Annotated in this window: 13 protein-coding genes and 1 riboswitch; of the genes, 6 read left to right on the forward strand and 7 right to left on the reverse strand. The window is 69.0% G+C overall.

The features are described from left to right. Positions 1–7: 7 nt before the first annotated feature. The 3 genes from H8N03_RS24720 to H8N03_RS24730 form a co-directional block, all read right to left on the reverse strand. Positions 8–7207, reverse strand: a complete 7200-nt coding sequence (locus H8N03_RS24720) for a HAMP domain-containing protein (protein WP_187078909.1) — start codon at positions 7205–7207, stop codon at positions 8–10. A 359-nt stretch (positions 7208–7566) separates the two neighbouring features. Beyond that, positions 7567–7932, reverse strand: a complete 366-nt coding sequence (locus H8N03_RS24725) for a DUF4148 domain-containing protein (RefSeq protein WP_187078910.1) — start codon at positions 7930–7932, stop codon at positions 7567–7569. Between the two features lie 243 nt (positions 7933–8175). Continuing rightward, entirely contained in the window at positions 8176–9858 is a 1683-nt protein-coding gene (locus H8N03_RS24730; protein WP_187078911.1) for a tannase/feruloyl esterase family alpha/beta hydrolase, read from the reverse strand. 169 nt (positions 9859–10027) lie between these two features. On the opposite strand from H8N03_RS24730, the gene H8N03_RS24735 reads away from it, so the two are divergent. The 6 genes from H8N03_RS24735 to H8N03_RS24760 all read left to right on the forward strand — a co-directional run bounded on the left by H8N03_RS24735 (position 10028) and on the right by H8N03_RS24760 (position 13913). Then, positions 10028–10513, forward strand: coding sequence for a MarR family winged helix-turn-helix transcriptional regulator (locus H8N03_RS24735; protein WP_187078912.1), 486 nt, complete (start codon positions 10028–10030; stop codon positions 10511–10513). Between the two features lie 43 nt (positions 10514–10556). Continuing rightward, a riboswitch (TPP riboswitch) is annotated at positions 10557–10668 on the forward strand. 37 nt (positions 10669–10705) lie between these two features. Next, a complete protein-coding gene (locus tag H8N03_RS24740) occupies positions 10706–11752 on the forward strand; it encodes an FAD-dependent oxidoreductase (RefSeq protein ID WP_187078913.1) in 1047 nt (348 codons plus the stop codon). Beyond that, positions 11749–11955: a sulfur carrier protein ThiS gene (gene thiS / locus H8N03_RS24745; RefSeq protein ID WP_187078914.1), complete on the forward strand. Its 207-nt coding sequence runs from the start codon at positions 11749–11751 to the stop codon at positions 11953–11955. Before H8N03_RS24740 ends, thiS begins: the two co-directional genes overlap by 4 nt. Before the next feature lie 2 nt (positions 11956–11957). Continuing rightward, complete coding sequence (locus tag H8N03_RS24750) at positions 11958–12734, forward strand: thiazole synthase (protein WP_187078915.1); 777 nt, start codon at positions 11958–11960, stop codon at positions 12732–12734. A 4-nt stretch (positions 12735–12738) separates the two neighbouring features. Then, complete coding sequence (gene xth / locus H8N03_RS24755) at positions 12739–13509, forward strand: exodeoxyribonuclease III (RefSeq protein WP_187078916.1); 771 nt, start codon at positions 12739–12741, stop codon at positions 13507–13509. Between the two features lie 101 nt (positions 13510–13610). After that, positions 13611–13913 carry a hypothetical protein gene (locus H8N03_RS24760; RefSeq protein ID WP_187078917.1) on the forward strand — a complete coding sequence of 101 codons (303 nt, stop codon included), beginning with the start codon at positions 13611–13613 and terminating at the stop codon, positions 13911–13913. 3 nt (positions 13914–13916) lie between these two features. Here H8N03_RS24760 and H8N03_RS24765 read toward each other — a convergent pair whose 3' ends face one another. From H8N03_RS24765 to rph, 4 genes are all read right to left on the reverse strand, one after another. Then, positions 13917–15320, reverse strand: coding sequence for an aldehyde dehydrogenase (locus H8N03_RS24765; protein ID WP_187078918.1), 1404 nt, complete (start codon positions 15318–15320; stop codon positions 13917–13919). A 79-nt stretch (positions 15321–15399) separates the two neighbouring features. Then, positions 15400–16581 (reverse strand): radical SAM family heme chaperone HemW, encoded by a 1182-nt coding sequence (hemW, locus tag H8N03_RS24770; protein WP_187078919.1) that lies wholly within the window; start codon positions 16579–16581, stop codon positions 15400–15402. A 34-nt stretch (positions 16582–16615) separates the two neighbouring features. Then, positions 16616–17221, reverse strand: coding sequence for an RdgB/HAM1 family non-canonical purine NTP pyrophosphatase (gene rdgB / locus H8N03_RS24775; RefSeq protein ID WP_187078920.1), 606 nt, complete (start codon positions 17219–17221; stop codon positions 16616–16618). After that, on the reverse strand, positions 17218–17946 hold the full coding sequence (gene rph / locus H8N03_RS24780) for a ribonuclease PH (protein WP_222623149.1): 729 nt from the start codon (positions 17944–17946) through the stop codon (positions 17218–17220). Before rph ends, rdgB begins: the two co-directional genes overlap by 4 nt. Positions 17947–18042: the final 96 nt, after the last annotated feature.

Below are 18042 nucleotides of genomic sequence, written 5' to 3' on the forward strand. Positions count from 1 at the left end.
GCTTGCATCACCGGAACAGCCAGACGCGCATCAGCGACAGCAGCTGGTCGGTGTTGACCGGCTTGGAGATGTAGTCGCTGGCGCCCGCTTCCAGGCACTTCTCGCGGTCCCCCTTCATGGCCTTGGCCGTGAGCGCCAGGATGGGCAGCGTGCGGAACTCGGGCACCTTGCGGATCTCGCGCATGGTCTCGTACCCGTCCATCTCCGGCATCATGATGTCCATCAGCACCATCTCGACGTCCGGCGTCTTCTGCAGGATGTCGATCGCCTGGCGGCCGTTGGTGGCGCTGATCACCTCCACGTCGTGGTTCTCGAGCAGCGAGGTGAGCGCGAAGATGTTGCGCGCGTCGTCGTCCACCACCAGCACCTTGCGGCCGTGCAGCACCTCGGAGGAGTTGTGCAGGCGGTCCAGCATGGCCTGCTTCTCGGGCGGCAGTTGCGTGATCACGCGGTGCAGGAAGAGCGCCGTCTCGTCGAGCAGGCGCTCGGGCGACTGCACGTCCTTCAGCACGATGCTCTTCGCCATCGCGTGCAGGCGGCCCTGCTCGTCGTCCGACAGGTCCTTGCCCGTGAACACCACCACCGGCAGCGCGGCGAGCTCCGGCTCCTGGCGCATGGTCTCCAGCAGCTCGAAGCCGGTCATGTCGGGCAGGCGCAGGTCCAGCACCACGCAATCCGGCGGCTGCCTGCGCATGGCGGCCAGCGCCGCGTCGCCGCTGCCCGCGGTCGCGATGTCGATGTCGTCGTAGCCGAGGAGCTCCACGACGGCTTCGCGCTCGACCTCGTTGTCCTCCACGACGAGCAGGCGGCGGGTGCGGGGCTGCGTGAATTCCTTGAGGCGGTCGAAGGCCGCTTCCAGGCCTTCCGTGGTCGGGCCCTTCAGCAGGTAGCTGAAGGCGCCGTGCGCCAGGCCATGCTGGCGTTCTTCTTCCAGCGTGACGATCTGCACCGGGATGTGCCGCAGCGCCGGGTCGAGCTTGAGCTGGTTGAGCACGGTCCAGCCCAGCATGTCGGGCAGGAAGATGTCCAGCGAGATCGCCGCAGGCAGGTACTGCCGCGCGAGCGACAGGCCGATGGTCCCCTTGGTGGCGACCAGCGCCTTGAAGCCCTTGTCGCGCGCCAGGCCCAGCAGGATGCGGGCGTAGTGCGGGTCGTCCTCGATCACCAGCAGCACCGGATCGCCGGGCTGGATGCTCTCGCGGTCGTCGGGGATGTGCTCCTCGCGCGCGACCGGCAGCGTGATGACGGTGGCCTCCTGGGAACGCGCCTTGTTGCGCGCGTTCGAGGTGGCCGTGTCCGGCCCGCTGTAGTGCAGCGGCAGGTACAGCGTGAAGGTGGAACCCTGGCCGGGCACCGAGTGCAGCTTGATCTCGCCGCCCAGCAGGTAGGCCAGCTCGCGCGAGATGGCCAGGCCCAGGCCCGTGCCGCCGTACTTGCGCGAGGTGCCGGCGTCGGCCTGCTGGAAGGCCTCGAAGATCAGGCGCTGCTTCTCGGGCGGCACGCCGATGCCGGTGTCCTCCACCGCGAACGCGACGACGTTCTGTGCCTGCGACAGCACCGGGTGGTCGGCGGTCCAGCCGCCACTGGCCAGGCCCGCACGGACTTCGACGTGCCCGTGGGCGGTGAACTTCACCGCGTTGGACAGCAGGTTCTTCAGGATCTGCTGCAGGCGCTTCGGGTCGCTGTCCATGGTGCGCGGCAGGTCCTCCGCGAACTTGATGATCAGCGGCAGGTTCTTCTGCTCGGCGACGTGGCGGAAGTTGCGGTCCAGGCTGTCGCGCAGGCCATGGAACGGGATCTCCTCGATGTCGACGGTCACGGTGCCGGACTCGATCTTGGACAGGTCCAGGATGTCGTTGATCAGGTTCAGCAGGTCGGAGCCGGACGAGTTGATGTTGCGCGAGAACTCCACCTGCTTGGTGGTGAGGTTGCCCGCCGCGTTCTCGGCCAGCTGCTGCGACAGGATCAGGATGGAGTTGAGCGGCGTGCGCAGCTCGTGCGACATGTTCGCCAGGAACTCCGACTTGTACTTGGAGGTGAGCGCCAGTTCGGACGCCTTCTCCTCCAGCGCGCGGCGGGCCTGCTCCACCTCGGAGTTCTTGCGCTCCACTTCCGCGTTCTGCTCGGCGAGCAGGCGGGCCTTGTTCTGCAGTTCCTCGTTGGTCTGCTGCAGCTCGCTCTGGCGCGCCTGCAGTTCCACCGTGAGCTGCTGCGACTGCTTCAGCAGGCCCTCGGTGCGCATCGTCGCCTCGATGGTGTTGAACACGGCGCCCAGGCCCAGCGCGAGCTGGTCGAGGAAGTTCAGGTTCACCGGGGTGAAGGGCTGCAGCGAAGCCAGCTCGATCACGGCCTTGGTCTGGTTCTCGTACAGCACCGGCAGCACGACGACCGACAGCTTGGAGGAAGCCCCGAGGCTGGAACCGATCTTCACGTATTCCGCCGGCACGTCGGAGAGCAGGATGCGGCGGTTCTGCAGCGCGCATTCGCCGACCAGGCCTTCGCCGAGGCGGATGGTGTCGGACACCTTCAGGTCGCCCGCGTCCGCGTAGGTGGCCAGCACCATCAGCTCGCTGGCGTTCTCGCCGAGGGTGTTGTGGAAGATGCTGCCCTGGTGTGCGTTGACCAGCGGCGCCAGCTCCGACAGCAGCATCTTGCCCACGGTGTTCAGGTCGCGCTGGCCCTGCAGCATGCCGGTGAAGCGCGCCAGGTTGGTCTTCAGCCAGTCCTGCTCGCGGTTGCGTTCCGTGGTCTCCCGCAGGTTGGAGATCATGGTGTTGATGTTGTCCTTCAGCTCGGACACTTCACCCTTCGCATCCACCTGGATCGAGCGGGTCAGGTCGCCCTTGGTCACCGCGGTCGCCACTTCGGCGATGGCGCGCACCTGCGTCGTGAGGTTGGCCGCCAGCAGGTTCACGTTGCCCGTGAGGTCCTTCCAGGTGCCGGAAGCGCCCGGCACGTTGGCCTGGCCGCCCAGCCGCCCGTCCACGCCCACTTCGCGCGCCACGTTCGTCACCTGGTCGGCGAAGGTCGCGAGCGTGTCGGTCATGCCGTTGATGGTGTCGGCCAGCGCCGCCACTTCGCCCTTCGCCTGCACCGTGAGGCGCTGGGTCAGGTTGCCGTTCGCCACCGCGGTCACGACCTTCACGATGCCGCGCACCTGTTCCGTCAGGTTCGAGGCCATGAAGTTCACGTTGTCCGTGAGGTCCTTCCAGGTGCCGCCCACGCCGGACACCTGCGCCTGGCCCCCCAGCTTGCCCTCGGTACCCACTTCGCGGGCCACGCGCGTCACTTCGTTGGCGAAGGAGTTGAGCTGGTCGACCATCGTGTTGATGGTGTTCTTCAGCTCCAGGATCTCGCCCTTCACGTCCACCGTGATCTTGCGGTTCAGGTCGCCGCGCGCCACGGCCGTCGTCACTTCCGCGATGTTCCGCACCTGGGAGGTGAGGTTCGCGCCCATGGTGTTCACCGAGTCGGTCAGGTCCTTCCAGGTCCCCGCGACGCCCGGCACCACGGCCTGCACGCCGAGCCGACCTTCCGTGCCCACTTCGCGCGCCACGCGCGTCACTTCGGAAGCGAAGCTTCGCAGCTGTTCCACCATCGTGTTGATGGTTTCCTTCAGCTGGAGGATTTCACCGCGCACGTCCACGGTGATCTTCTTGGAGAGGTCGCCGTTGGCCACGGCAATCGTCACTTCGGCGATGTTCCGCACCTGGTTCGTCAGGTTGGACGCCATCGAGTTCACGTTGTCCGTGAGGTCCTTCCAGGTGCCGGCGACGCCCGGCACCACGGCCTGGCCACCGAGCTTGCCTTCGGTACCCACTTCCCGCGCCACGCGGGTCACTTCGGAAGCGAAGGCGGAGAGCTGGTCCACCATCGTGTTGATGGTTTCCTTCAGCTGGAGGATCTCGCCCTTCACGTCCACCGTGATCTTGCGGCCGAGGTCGCCCCGCGCGATGGCCGTCGCCACGTCCGCGATGTTCCGCACCTGGCCCGTGAGGTTGTTGGCCATGGAGTTCACGTTATCCGTGAGGTCCTTCCACGTGCCGGCCACGCCAGGCACCTGCGCCTGGCCACCGAGCTTGCCTTCCGTACCCACTTCGCGCGCCACGCGCGACACTTCGGCCGCGAACGCGTTCAGCTGGTCCACCATCGTGTTGATGGTTTCCTTCAGCTCCAGGATTTCGCCGCGGACGTCCACGGTGATCTTCTTGGAGAGGTCGCCGTTGGCCACGGCGATCGTCACTTCCGCGATGTTCCGCACCTGGTCCGTCAGGTTGGACGCCATCGAGTTCACGTTGTCCGTGAGGTCCTTCCAGGTGCCGGCCACGCCTTCCACGGCGGCCTGGCCACCGAGCTTGCCCTCGGTACCCACTTCCCGCGCCACCCGCGACACTTCGCCGGCGAAGGAGTTCAGCTGGTCCACCATCGTGTTGATGGTCTGCTTCAGCTGCAGGATCTCGCCGCGCACGTCCACGGTGATCTTCTTGGACAGGTCGCCGCGGGCGATGGCGGTGGCCACGTCCGCGATGTTGCGCACCTGCGCCGTGAGGTTGGACGCCATGAAGTTCACGGAGTCCGTCAGGTCCTTCCAGGTACCGGCCACGCCCGGCACCTGCGCCTGGCCGCCCAGCTTGCCTTCCGTACCGACTTCGCGCGCGACGCGCGTCACTTCCGAAGCGAAGCCGTTCAGCTGGTCCACCATCGTGTTGATGGTTTCCTTCAGCGCCAGGATCTCGCCCTTCACCTCCACGGTGATCTTCTTGGAGAGGTCGCCCCGCGCCACGGCCGTCGTCACTTCCGCGATGTTCCGCACCTGGCCGGTCAGGTTGTTGGCCATCGAGTTGACGTTGTCGGTCAGGTCCTTCCAGGTGCCGGCGACGCCGCGCACGATGGCCTGGCCGCCCAGCTTGCCTTCGGTGCCCACTTCGCGGGCCACCCGCGACACTTCGGAGGCAAAGCCATTGAGCTGGTCTACCATCGTGTTGAGGGTGTTCTTCAGCTCGAGGATCTCGCCCTTCACGTCCACCGTGATCTTCTTGGAGAGGTCGCCGTTGGCCACCGCCGTCGCCACGTCCGCGATGTTGCGGACCTGCGCGGTCAGGTTGTTGGCCATGGAGTTCACGTTGTCCGTGAGGTCCTTCCAGGTACCGGCCACGCCGGGCACCTGCGCCTGGCCCCCAAGCTTGCCTTCGGAGCCCACTTCGCGCGCCACCCGCGACACCTCGCCGGCGAAGCCGTTCAGCTGGTCCACCATCGTGTTGATGGTGTTCTTCAGTTCCAGGATTTCGCCGCGGACGTCCACCGTGATCTTCTTGGACAGGTCGCCGCGCGCCACGGCCGTCGTCACTTCCGCGATGTTCCGCACCTGGTTCGTCAGGTTGGAGGCCATCGAGTTGACGTTGTCGGTCAGGTCCTTCCACGTGCCGGCGACGCCCGGCACCTGCGCCTGGCCGCCCAGCTTGCCTTCCGTACCCACTTCGCGCGCCACGCGCGTCACTTCCGAAGCGAAGCCGTTCAGCTGGTCCACCATGGTGTTGATGGTGTTCTTCAGCTCCAGCACCTCGCCCTTCACGTCCACCGTGATCTTCTTGGAGAGGTCGCCGTTGGCCACGGCGGTCGTCACTTCGGCGATGTTCCGCACCTGGCCGGTGAGGTTGGACGCCATGAAGTTCACGTTGTCCGTGAGGTCCTTCCAGGTGCCCGCGACGCCCGGCACCTGCGCCTGGCCACCGAGCTTGCCTTCCGTGCCCACTTCGCGCGCCACGCGGGTCACTTCCGAAGCGAAGCCGTTCAGCTGGTCCACCATCGTGTTGATGGTTTCCTTGAGCGCCAGGATCTCGCCCTTCACCTCCACGGTGATCTTGCGCGAGAGGTCGCCCTTGGCGATGGCGGTCGCCACGCCGGCGATGTTCCGCACCTGGCCCGTGAGGTTGGACGCCATGGAGTTCACGGAGTCCGTCAGGTCCTTCCAGGTACCGGCGATGCCCGGCACCTGCGCCTGGCCACCGAGCTTGCCTTCGGTGCCCACTTCGCGCGCCACGCGCGTCACTTCCGAAGCGAAGCCGTTCAGCTGGTCCACCATCGTGTTGATGGTTTCCTTCAGCTCCAGGATCTCGCCCTTCACGTCCACCGTGATCTTGCGCGAGAGGTCGCCGCGCGCCACGGCCGTCGTCACCGTCGCGATGTTGCGCACCTGCGAGGTGAGGTTGTTGGCCATGGAGTTGACCGAGTCGGTCAGGTCCTTCCACGTGCCGGCCACGCCCGGCACCACGGCCTGGCCGCCGAGGCGGCCGTCGGTACCCACTTCACGCGCCACGCGCGTCACTTCCGACGCGAAGGAGCGCAGCTGGTCCACCATGGTGTTGGTGGCTTCCTTCAGCTGCAGGATCTCGCCGCGCACGTCCACGGTGATCTTCTTGGACAGGTCGCCGTTGGCCACGGCGATCGTCACTTCCGCGATGTTCCGCACCTGCGCCGTGAGGTTGCCGGCCATCTGGTTCACGGAGTCGGTCAGGTCCTTCCACACGCCCGACACGCCCTTCACCTTGGCCTGGCCGCCCAGCTTGCCTTCGGTACCCACTTCGCGCGCCACGCGCGTCACTTCCGAGGTGAAGACCGAGAGCTGCTCGATCATGGTGTTCACCAGCTTGGCGGAGCGCAGGAACTCGCCCTTCAGCGGCCGGCCGTCCACCTGCAGCTCCATCTGCTGCGCGAGGTCGCCCTTGGCGACCGCGCCGATGGTGCGCGCGATGTCGGTCGTGGGCCGCACGAGGTCGTCGACCAGCGTGTTCACCGAATCGACCTGCGCCGCCCAGGAGCCGATCGCGCCGGGCGCCGAGATGCGCTGCGTGAGGCGTCCTTCCTTGCCGACGGTGTTGGACAGGCGTGCCGCTTCGGTCGTGATGCGGTCGGCGTTGGAGATGCTCTGGTTGAACGCCTCGGCGATGCGGGCGTCGACCCCCGACCAGTCGTTCGGCAGCCGGGCGCTGAAGTCGCCCGATGCGAAGGCCATCAGCGCCGCCAGGACCTGGCGCGAGCGCGCTTCGGCCGCCTCGGCAGGCAGCGTCTGGATGGGCGGGATCTTGACCGTTCCGGCCTTGGCCGGCCTTCGCGCGGCGACCGCGGCCCCGTTCTTCGGGGACGGCGTGCGCGCGGCAGGTTTGCTGCCCTTTTTCTTCTGTCCGGCGGGCGTGACGACCTGGTCCATGGTGTCTCCGTTCTGGAGGAATGCACCCGCTGCGGGGCCTACGCCGAGCGCAGCGGTGATGTTGTTGCGAGGCTCAGCCTGAACGCCAAAGTTGTGCGACAGGCGGCCGCCAGTGTCGGGGGCTTCTTCCCATCGCGTCGTAGGACGGCACCGACACGCAATGACGGATGAGCACCACCGTCGCGCAGAACACAAAAAAAGCACGCGGCGCCGTGGGGCGCCGCGTGCGGGCGGATGGGCTGTGTTGCGAATCAGCGCCAGCGCGGGTCCGCCGCGGCCTCGCGCTGTCCGCAGGGCCGCGGCGGGAGAGGGTGTAGGAGCGCGGGCGTACGTCTTTCTTCGGACGCCCGCGCGGCCCGTCACTCCTCGATGCCTGGCGCGGGCGCGACCGCCAGCTGCGCGGCCTGCGGCTGCGTTGCCTCGCGATGGCCCAGGTACACCGAGCCGCTGTCCTCCCCGCCGAACGCGGACACGCTGTCGCGGCTGGAAAGGTAGTCGCGCGTGACCTCCTCGCGGCTTCGATCGCTGCGCATGTGCATCACGGGGTTGTATTCGTCGGCCCACGGATTCACGCCGGACCGGCGCGCCTCCTGCAGTTCGGACAGGACGTCGGCGCGGCTCTTCATGGAGGTGAAGGGGTCGGGCTGGTAAGTACCGTCTTCCGCGAACGCGGAAACCGCGGCGGCGGAGGCGATGACGAGGGCGAGAGCGGTCTTGCGGGCCATGATGTTTCCTCTGGTCAGGCGTAAGGGCCCGAAAGATAGGCGAGCCCCTGCGAGGAAAGATCGGCCGAATGGGGAGGGATCGCGCGCTGCTGCGAGCTTCGCGCCCTCATGCGATACGTGGCTTCGGTGGTGCCGGCGGCCCGCATCGCGGGCGCCAGCGAGAAGACGGCGCAGCGATCGGGACTGGACCTCGTCGTGTTCAGCGACGAGGCGTCCGCGATCGCCCGGCTTCTCTCCCAGGCCTTACTGGCAGCTGAAGTTCTCGGCCACCTCGAGGCTGCCGCTGCCCTTGTAGCGCGCGACCTTCGGCCAGGGGCACAGGGGCCGCGTGCGGTTCGGCGCCCAGCTCGACGGAACGTCCGCATTCGCGCCCGCCGCATTGCCCGCGCCGCGCGCGCCGGCCACGATGCCTTCCGGCGCGACCCCGGCTTCGACCCACAGCACCAGCGGCGTGAGCATGTCGAACTGGTCGGTGGCAGGGCCGCCGGAACAGTGGTTCATGCCCGGGACCGGGTAATAGCGCGCGAAGCTGCCACCGCCGTTGCCCGCCAGGCCCTTGTACCAGTTCTGGGTGTCGTCGCTGGAGAAGATCGGGTCGCTCGTCCCGTGGTACACGAGCATCTTGCCGCCGCGGCTGCGCAAGGTGCCGAGGTCACTCGCGTTGGGCGGCGTCATGAAGGACATGGCGCTCTCCGTGTAAGTGGCATTCGTGGCGTTGATCTTCGCGAGGATGGTGTCGATGTTGGCACTGGCGGCGAAGGCCGGACCGTTGAAGGTCGCGGGATTCTCCGGCGGCACCTCCCAGATGAAGGCGATCGCGCCCGAGTCGAGGATGGCTGGAACGGTGAACTTCCAGAACGACCAGCCATTGGTCCCGAAGCCCGAGTCGTACGGCCAGCTCGAATAGAAGCGCGTGCCGCTGCTGTTGGTCGCGCCGGCGAAGAGGTCCGCGATCTTGGTCTTCTGGTCGGCGGTCAGGCAACTGCCGTCGCGCGCGCCCGTGCACGTGGGCACGTCGCGCTGCAGGCTGAATGCGGCCTGGCACGCGGCCTGGTCCTGGACCAGGCCGTCGGCGGCGCCGTCGAGCGCGTCGCACTTGGCGAGGACCGCGTTCGACACCGTCGTGCGTTCCGCGGCCGTGAAGCCGGTCGATGCGTTGCCCGGCGTGCTCGCGAGCGAGAGGTAGGTCTGGTAGCCCTTGACGTTGGCCGTGGCGGCAAGCGGCAGGCGGAAGCCGGGGTCGCCGACCAGGAAGCCGTCGTACTGGTCCGCGTAGCGCGACGCGGCCACCATGGTGTGGCGTCCGCCGTTGGAGCAGCCGCCGATGTAGGAACGCTCGGGCCCCTTCTTGTACGCGGTCTGGATGGCCGCCTTCGCCATCGGCGTGAGCTTGCCGACCGCCTGGTAGCCGTAGTCGAGGCGGGCCTGCGGGTCGATGCCGAAATCCGCGCCGCCGCCGCTGTGGCCCGCGTCGGAGCTGATGACGGCGAAGCCTTTCTGCAGCGCGTTGGTGAGGGCACCGCCGCCGTTCACCGCGCCGGTGGCCGTGACCACGCTGCCATCCGTCCCGCCGTTCGCCTGGTAGAAGAAGCGGCCGTTCCAGTTCAGGGGCATGCGCATCTCGAAGCCGATCGCATAGCTCTTGCCGTCGACGGCGCTCGTGCGCGGGAACATCCGGCCGGTCACCTGGCAGTGGGCCGGCACGTCCGTGCCTGCCACCTTCAGCGTGCCGGCGGCGACCTCCTTCGCATCGGTGATCGTCGTGTTCGGGTACGAGATGGTCGTCTTGAGGTCCGCGCAGTTGCCGGACAGGGTGGCGCCCGTGACGGGCCGCAGGTCGGGCAGGAGGCTGCCGTCGCCGCCGCCGCCGCATGCGGTCAGCGCGGCGGCGGCCACCGCCGCCGTGACCAAGGGGTATCTGCTCATGGTGTCTCCGGATGTTGGACGGTGCGCCATCCAGCGGGCACACCTGACCATGAAGTTACTTAAGCATCCAGCGTCCGCCGATGCGGGCTTTCCCTAGAGAGCAGGGATGCAACTCATCCGGGAAGATGCCGGGCGTGAACCATTCCGGCCGCTTGGCACAATTTGGCGCATGACGCAGAAACGCAGCGCCCGCGCGGACCTCACGCCCGCCGGACGCATGGAGGAGGCCCGCCTGCAGAAGGTGCTGGGCTACCAGCTCGCGCAGGCGGCGCTGGTCACCGATGCCATCTTCTTCGAGCAGGTCGGCAAGCCCTTCAACCTGCGGCCGGTGGAATACACGGTGCTCACGCTGATCGCGGAGAACCCCGGCGGCTCGCTCGTGCGCCTCGCGCGCGCACTGTCCGTCACGCCGCCCAACATCACGACGATGGTGGACCGGCTGGAGGCCAAGGGGCTCATCGCCCGCCACGCCAGCGAACAGGACCGCCGCGCGCACGTGCTGCACGTGACGGCCAAGGGCGCGGAGCTGGTGCGCAAGGCCACGCAGCGCATCGTGGAGGCCGAAGGCGCCGCACTGCCGCTGACCGCGGGGGAGCAGGCGATCCTGGCCGAACTGCTGCACAAGGTGGCGCTCGCCCGCGGCAGGACGGGCTGAGCCGCGCCCTCCGCACGCCGCCGCGCGTGCGCGGCTATACTTTGCGCTCGCTCCGGGGTGCGAGCGGCATCGTGCCGCCTCGCTGAGATGGCATCCACCAAACCCGTGAACTTGAACCGGTTCGTACCGGCGTAAGGAGAGCCGCATGCAGTCCCTCCCCTCCCCCTTCCCTCCTTGCGAGGACCCGCCGCGATGAACATCGGGATCGCCGGCGCCGGCCTGCTCGGTCGCCTCCTCGCCTTCCAGCTCGCGCGCGCCGGGCACCGGGTGCACGCGTTCGACCCCGCCGCCCATGCCGAGGCGCGGGGCGCCGCCGGCTGGACGGCCGCGGGCATGCTGAGCCCCGTGGCGGAACTCGAGTGCGCGGACGAGAACGTGTTCGCGCTGGGGCTGCGAAGCATGGAGCTGTGGCCGGAGGTGCTGGCGCAGTTGGAAGTGCCGGTGGAGTGTTCGTTCGATGGGAGCTTGTTGCTGGCGCATCGGGGGGATGAGGGGGCGGCGCGAAGGGTGGTGGAGTTGCTGGAAGCCAAGATCGGTGAGGTTCACCTTCGTTCACCTGCCGCGGCTGCGCCGCGCCACCCTACACCGGTGGACAGAATCGAACTCAGGGAACTCGAGCCGGCGGTGAGCGGGCCCGCGCACGCGTGGCTGTTGCCCGGTGAAGGGCGCATCCACACCATGCAGGCCATGCAGGCGCTCGCGGCCAGTGCGCACGGCGTGCAGTGGCATTGGGGCACGACGGTGGAATCGGCGGACGCCGGGGTGCTGCGCGCCGGCGGGACGGAGCATCGCTTCGACTGGGTGTTCGACGTGCGCGGCACGGGCGCGCGGCCACAGCTGCCGGTGCGCGGCGTGCGCGGCGAGATCTTCTGGCTGCAGGCACCGGGCGTGACGCTGCGCCGGCCGCTGCGCCTGCTGCACCCGCGCTACCGCGTGTACCTCGTGCCGCGCGCGCCCGACCTCGTCGTGGTCGGCGCGAGCGAGATCGAGAGCGAGGACCGCTCGCCCGTCTCGCTGCGCAGCACGGTGGAACTGCTCGCGGCCGCGCACAGCGTGGTGCCCGAGCTCGCCGAAGCGCGCGTCGTGCACAGCGAGAGCAACCTGCGTCCCGCGCTGCCGGACAACCTGCCACGGCTGTCCACGCAGGACGGGCTGACGCGCATCAACGGCCTCTTCCGCCACGGCTGGCTCATCGCGCCGGCGCTCGTGGAACAGGCGCTGCAGGAGATGAGGACATGAGCTTCGAGATCACGGTCAACGGCGAGCCGCGCACCGTGGAGGACACCGCGACGCTGGCCGACCTGGTCAGCGCGCTCGGCCAGCCGCCGCAGGCGCTGGCCACCGCCGTCAACGGCGAGTTCGTGCCCCGCGGCGCGCGCGAAGGCGTGCAGCTGCGCGCGGGCGACGCCGTCTTCACGTTCCAGCCCATCACGGGAGGTTGAGCATGGGCCTTCGCATCGCCGACACCGAACTCACGAGCCGCTTCTTCCTCGGCACCGCCGGCTATCCCTCGCCGCAGGTGCTGCAGGAGGCGATCGCCGCTTCCGGCACGCAGGTCGTCACCGTGGGCCTGAAGCGGCAGCTCGCCGCGGGCGGCGCGCCGGGCGACTTCTACGGGATGATCCGCGCGAGCGGCGCCCGCCTGCTGCCCAACACCGCCGGCTGCCGCACCGCGCGCGAGGCGGTCACGCTGGCGCACATGGCGCGCGAACTGTTCGACACGCGCTGGCTGAAGCTGGAAGTCGTCGGCGACGACTACACGCTGCAACCCGATCCCTTCGAGCTGGTGGAAGCGGCGCGCACGCTGGTGCAGGACGGCTTCGAAGTCTTTCCCTACTGCACCGACGACCTGGTGACCTGCCAGCGCCTGCTGGACGCCGGCTGCCGCATCCTCATGCCCTGGGGCGCGCCGATCGGCTCCGGCCAGGGCCTGCTCAATCCGACGGCCCTGCGCACCTTGCGTGCGCGCCTGCCGGACGCCGTCCTCGTGGTCGACGCCGGCATCGGCTCGCCGCAGCACGCGGTGCACGCGATGGAGCTGGGCTTCGATGCGGTGCTCGTGAACTCCGCCGTCTCGCAGTCGCACGACCCCGTGAAGATGGCGCGCGCGTTCCGGCTGGCCGTGGAGTCCGGCCGGCTCGCGTACGAGGCAGGCATCATGGCGCGCCAGGACATGGCGGTGCCGAGCACGCCGGTCACGGGCCAGCCTTTCGTCCTCTGATCCCATGCGCATCGCCACCTTCAACGTCAACGGCGTGAAGGGGCGCCTGCCGCGCCTGCTGGAGTGGCTGGAAGAAACGCGGCCGGACGTCGTGTGCCTGCAGGAGATCAAGACCGGCGACCCGACCGCGCCCGCGAAGGCCCTGGAGGAGGCGGGCTACCGTGGCGTGTGGCATCCGCAGCGCGCGCACCACGGGGTGGCGGTGCTGTCGCGCGGGGAGATGCCGCGGGAAGTGGGACGCACGCTGCCGGGCGACCCCACGGACCTCGCTTCGCGCTGGCTGGAATGCGAAGTGGAAGGCCTGCGCGTCGTCTCCGTGTACCTGCCGAACGGCAACCCGGTGCCCAGCCCCAATTTCGACTACAAGCAGCGCTGGATGGAGCGCCTGCTCGCCCACGGCGAGTCCCTGCTCGCGTCGCGCCGGCCCGTGGTGCTCGCGGGCGACTTCAACGTGGTGCCGACCAACTTCGACATCTACAACGCCGGGAGCTGGCGCTTCGACGCCGTGCTGCAGCCCGAGACGCGAGAAAAGTGGGAGCGCTTCCTCGCGCAGGGCTGGGTGGATGCGACGCGGCACCTGCACCCGAAGGACCGCATCTACACCTTCTGGGTGAACGAGCCTGCCTTCCACCGCAATGCCGGCTTCCGCATGGACTTCCTGATGCTGAGCCCGGAGCTCGTGCCGCGGCTGCAGCGCACGGGCGTGGACGCGGAGCACCGCGGCCGCGAGAAACCGAGCGACCACGCCCCGGCGTGGATCGAGCTCACCCGCTGAGTCGCCGCGGCGGAAGCGCGCGCCCGCCGCCGTCCGACAGCGCGCGCCGTGCGGCTTTGGCTAGGATGGGCTGAACGCACAACAAGGAAACGGAGGACGGCATGGACGACGAGATCGCGGCTCTCCGGAAGGAAGTGGAGCACCTGATCGCGATGCACACGGCTTCCTACGTGACGCTCACCTCGCTGGTGGCGACACACCCGCATCCCGAGCATTTCCAGCTGCACCTCATCACGGCGCTGGAAGGCGTGCTCGGCTCCGAGCGGCTCGCGAAATGGACGGACGACCAGAAGCAGATCGTGCGGCGCGTGGTGGAGACCTTCCAGAACGTGAAGCCGGCGCCGATGATCGACCCGCTGAAGGCGGCGCTCGGCGACCGCGACCCGCGCGAGCAGGGGCGCTGAGCCTCAGCCCAGCACCTGCATCAGCCGGCGCAGCACCGCGAGCGGCATGCGGTACGGCGGGTACTTGGCGGCGAGGTCGAACCAGGTGCCGCGCCGCACGACCGACCGCATGTGGCTGAAGGTCTCGAAGCTGTGGCGGCCGTGGTAGCCGCCGAGCCCGCTGTCGCCCACGCCGCCGAACGGCAGCCGCGGGTTCAGCAGCTGGGCCACCGTGTCGTTGACGCACGCGCCGCCGGAGGGCAGCTCGCGCAGCACGCGGTCCTGCACCGCGCGCTCGCCCGCGAAGACGTACAGCGCGAGCGGGCGCTCCATCGCCTGCACGCGCGCGATCGCCGCATCCAGCGTCGCGAACTCCAGCACTGGCAGGATGGGGCCGAAGATCTCGTCCTGCATCACCGGGTCGGTCCATTCCACGCCGTCCAGCACCGTCGGCGCGATGTACCGCTCGGCGCGGTCGCTGTCGCCGCCGACGGCGGCACGGCCGCGGCCCAGCAGCGCGGCGAGGCGGTCGAAGTGGGCAGTGTTCACGATGCGGCCGAAGTCCGGGCTGCCGCGCGGGGCGTCGCCGTAGAAGGCGCGGACCGTGGCCGCGAGGCGCTCCACCAGTTGCGCGCGCACCGACGCGTGGACGAGGACGAAATCGGGCGCGACGCAGGTCTGGCCCGCGTTCATGAACTTGCCCCAGGCGATGCGGCGGGCGGCGACGTCGAGGTCGGCGCTCGCATCCACGATGCACGGGCTCTTGCCGCCCAGCTCCAGCGTGACCGGCGTCAGGAAGCGCGCGGCGGCCTGCATGACGATGCGTCCGACGCGGGCGCCGCCGGTGAAGAAGATGGAGTCGAAGCGCTGCGCGAGCAGTTCCTGCACGGCGTCGACGCCGCCCTGCACGACCGCCACGTGCCCGGGCGGGAACGCCGTGGCGACGACCCGCGCGAGGACCTCGGCCGTGCGCGGCGCCAGCTCCGACGGCTTGAGCACCGCGCAATTGCCGGCCGCGATGGCGCCCAGCAGCGGCACCAGCAGCAACTGCACCGGGTAGTTCCACGGGCCGACGATGAGCGTGCAGCCGTAGGGTTCGGGATGGATCCAGCTCGTCGCCGGGAAGAGCAGCGGCGGCGTGCGCTCCTTGCGCGGCCGCGCCCAGCGCGCGAGGTGGCGCAGGGCGAAATCGATCTCGCCCAGCACGAAGCCGACCTCGCTCGCGTACGCCTCGGCCGGCGGGCGGCCGAGGTCCGCTTGCAGCGCGGCGAGCACCTCCGCCTCCGCCCCGACCAGCGCCGCGCGCAGGCGCACGAGCGCGTCGCGGCGGAAGGCGACGGGACGGGTCGCGCCGCTGCGGAAGAAGGCACGTTGCGCCTGCAGCAGTTCGCTGCCGGAGGCGGGTGGGCAGCTGGTGCTGGCGTCCATGGCGGCTCCCGGGGATTCGGAGGGAGCTTGAGCCGAGGCGGTGCGCCCCGGGTTGATGCGCGTCAAGAGGCGCGTCCCCTCAGGGCAGGAACAACCCCTGCAAATCCGACAGGAAATCGAACCCCTTCTCGGTCGGCCGCACCCGCGCGAAATCGCGCGCGATCAGTCCCTTCGCCTCCGCCTCCCGCAAGCCCTTGTCGATCGCGCTCAGCGGCAGCCCCGTGCGGTCGACGAAATCCTGCAGCACGAAGCCGTCCTTGAGCCGCAACGCGTTCAGCATGAACTCGAACGGCAGGTCACCGCGCGCGACCTCTTCCTCCTGCGCGATGGCGTTGCCCGCCAGCGCGTTCTCCATGTAGAGCCGCGGATCGCGGTTGCGCACCTGGCGGACGACGCGGTGCGGGAAGCTGATCTTGCCGTGCGCGCCGGCGCCGATGCCGAGGTAGTCGCCGAACTGCCAGTAGTTCCAGTTGTGCCAGCAGCGGTGGCCCGGCTTCGCGTACGCGGAGACTTCGTAGCGCTCCAGGCCCGCCGCCACCGTCATCTCCGTGATGCGGTCCAGCATGGCGTACGCGGTGTCTTCCGGCGGCGTGACCGGCGGGAACTTGGCGAAGTACGTGTTCGGTTCGATCGTGAGGTGGTAGATCGACAGGTGCGGCGGCATCAGCGCCAGCGCCTGCGTCACGTCCTCCTCCAGCTGCGCGAGCGTCTGGCCCGGCAGCGCGTACATCAGGTCGAGGTTGAAGGTCTCGAAAGTGGCCGCGGCTTCCTCCAGCGCGGCGATCGCCTGCGAGCGATCGTGGACGCGGCCCAGCGCCTTCAGGTGCGCATCGTTGAAGCTCTGCACGCCCACCGACAGGCGCGTCACGCCCGCGGAGCGGAAGGCCTTGAAGCGGTCCTTCTCGAAGGTGCCGGGGTTCGCCTCCAGCGTGACCTCCGCATCGGCCACCAGCTTCACGCGCGCGCGGATGTCCGAGAGCATGCGGTCGATGCCCTGCGGCGAGAACAGGCTGGGCGTGCCGCCGCCGATGAAGATGCTGTGCACCTCGCGGCCCCAGACGAGGGGCAGCGCGGCTTCGAGATCTTCGCGCAATGCGTCGAGGTAGCGCTGTTCGGGCAGCTCCCCCGCCTTCATCTCGTGCGAGTTGAAGTCGCAGTACGGGCACTTGCGCAGGCACCAGGGCAGGTGCACGTAGAGCGACAGCGGCGGCAGCGCGGGGAGCTGCAGCGTGCCGGGGCGCATGTAGTGTTGGACGTCCATTGCGGTCTTGCTGGGGTTGCTTCGCAAACCCAGCCTACAGCCACCGTTGCCGAATGAGTTCGACCATCTGGCGTGCGGCCTGGCCGCGGTGGCTGTTGGCGTTCTTCACCTCGGGCGGGAGCTCGGCGAAGGTCTTGCCGAAGGACGGGATGAACATGACGGGGTCGAAGCCGAAGCCGTTGCTGCCCCGGCGCTCCTGCGTGATCTCGCCCGGTGCCCGGCCCACCGCGATCAGCGGCTCGGGATCCTGCGGCGTGCGGACCGCCACGAGCGTGCTCACCAGCGCCGCGCGGCGGTTCTCGACGTCGCGCATCTGCTCCAGCAGCGCGGTCACGTTGTTGTCGTCGCCCTTGGGGTAGCCGAACTGCGTCGCGTAGTAAGCGGTGTCGACGCCCGGCAGCCCGCCGAACGCGTCGACGCAGAGTCCCGCGTCGTCGGCGATCGCGGGCAAGCCCGTATGCTGCGCGGCGTTGCGCGCTTTCGCGAGCGCGTTCTCGACGAAGGTGCGGTGCGGCTCCTCGGCTTCGGGCACGCCCAGCTCGCCCTGGCGCACGAGCTCGATGCCGAGTGGCGCGAACATGGCCTGCAGCTCCGCGAGCTTGCCCTGGTTGTTCGAGGCGAGGACGATGCGCCGGATCACGCCGCGAGCGCCTTCTGCTGCAGGCCGACGAGTTCGGTGATGCCCTTCTCGGCCAGGCGCAGCAATTCGTCCATCTCGGCGCGCGTGAAGGCCACGCCTTCCGCCGTGCCCTGCACTTCCACGTAGTGGCCGGCGCCGGTCATCACGACGTTCATGTCGGTGTCGCAGGCGACGTCCTCGACGTATTCCAGGTCCAGCAGCGGCGTGCCTTCCACGATGCCCACGGAGATGGCGGCGACGGGCCCCAGCACGGGCGACGCGCCCAGCTTGCCGGAGGCCATCAGCTTGTTCACCGCATCCTGCGCGGCGACGAAGGCACCGGTGATGGCCGCCGTGCGCGTGCCGCCGTCGGCCTGCAGCACGTCGCAGTCCAGCGTGATGGTGCGCTCGCCCAGCTTCTTCAGGTCGAACACGGCGCGCAGGCTGCGGCCGATCAGGCGCTGGATCTCCTGCGTGCGGCCGCTCTGCTTGCCGCGCGCGGCTTCGCGGTCCCCGCGGGTGTGCGTCGCGCGGGGCAGCATGCCGTATTCCGCCGTCACCCAGCCCTCACCGCTGCCGCGCCTGTGCGGGGGCACCTTTTCCTCGACGGAAGCCGTGCAGAGCACCCGCGTGTTGCCGAACTCGATGAGCACCGAGCCCTCGGCATGGATCGTGAAGCCGCGGGTGATGCGAACGGGACGGAGCTGGTCGGGCGCGCGGCCGGCCGGGCGGATGAAGGACGTCATCGCGGAATGATAGGGAAAGACGAATAAACGCACGTCATTGCGGGCTTGACCCGCAATCCATGAGGCGTCCGATGGGGCCGCCCCATGGATCCCGGC

It is taken from the genome of Ramlibacter cellulosilyticus, from assembly GCF_014297465.1.
GTDB classification, from domain to species: Bacteria; Pseudomonadota; Gammaproteobacteria; order Burkholderiales; family Burkholderiaceae_C; genus Ramlibacter; species Ramlibacter cellulosilyticus.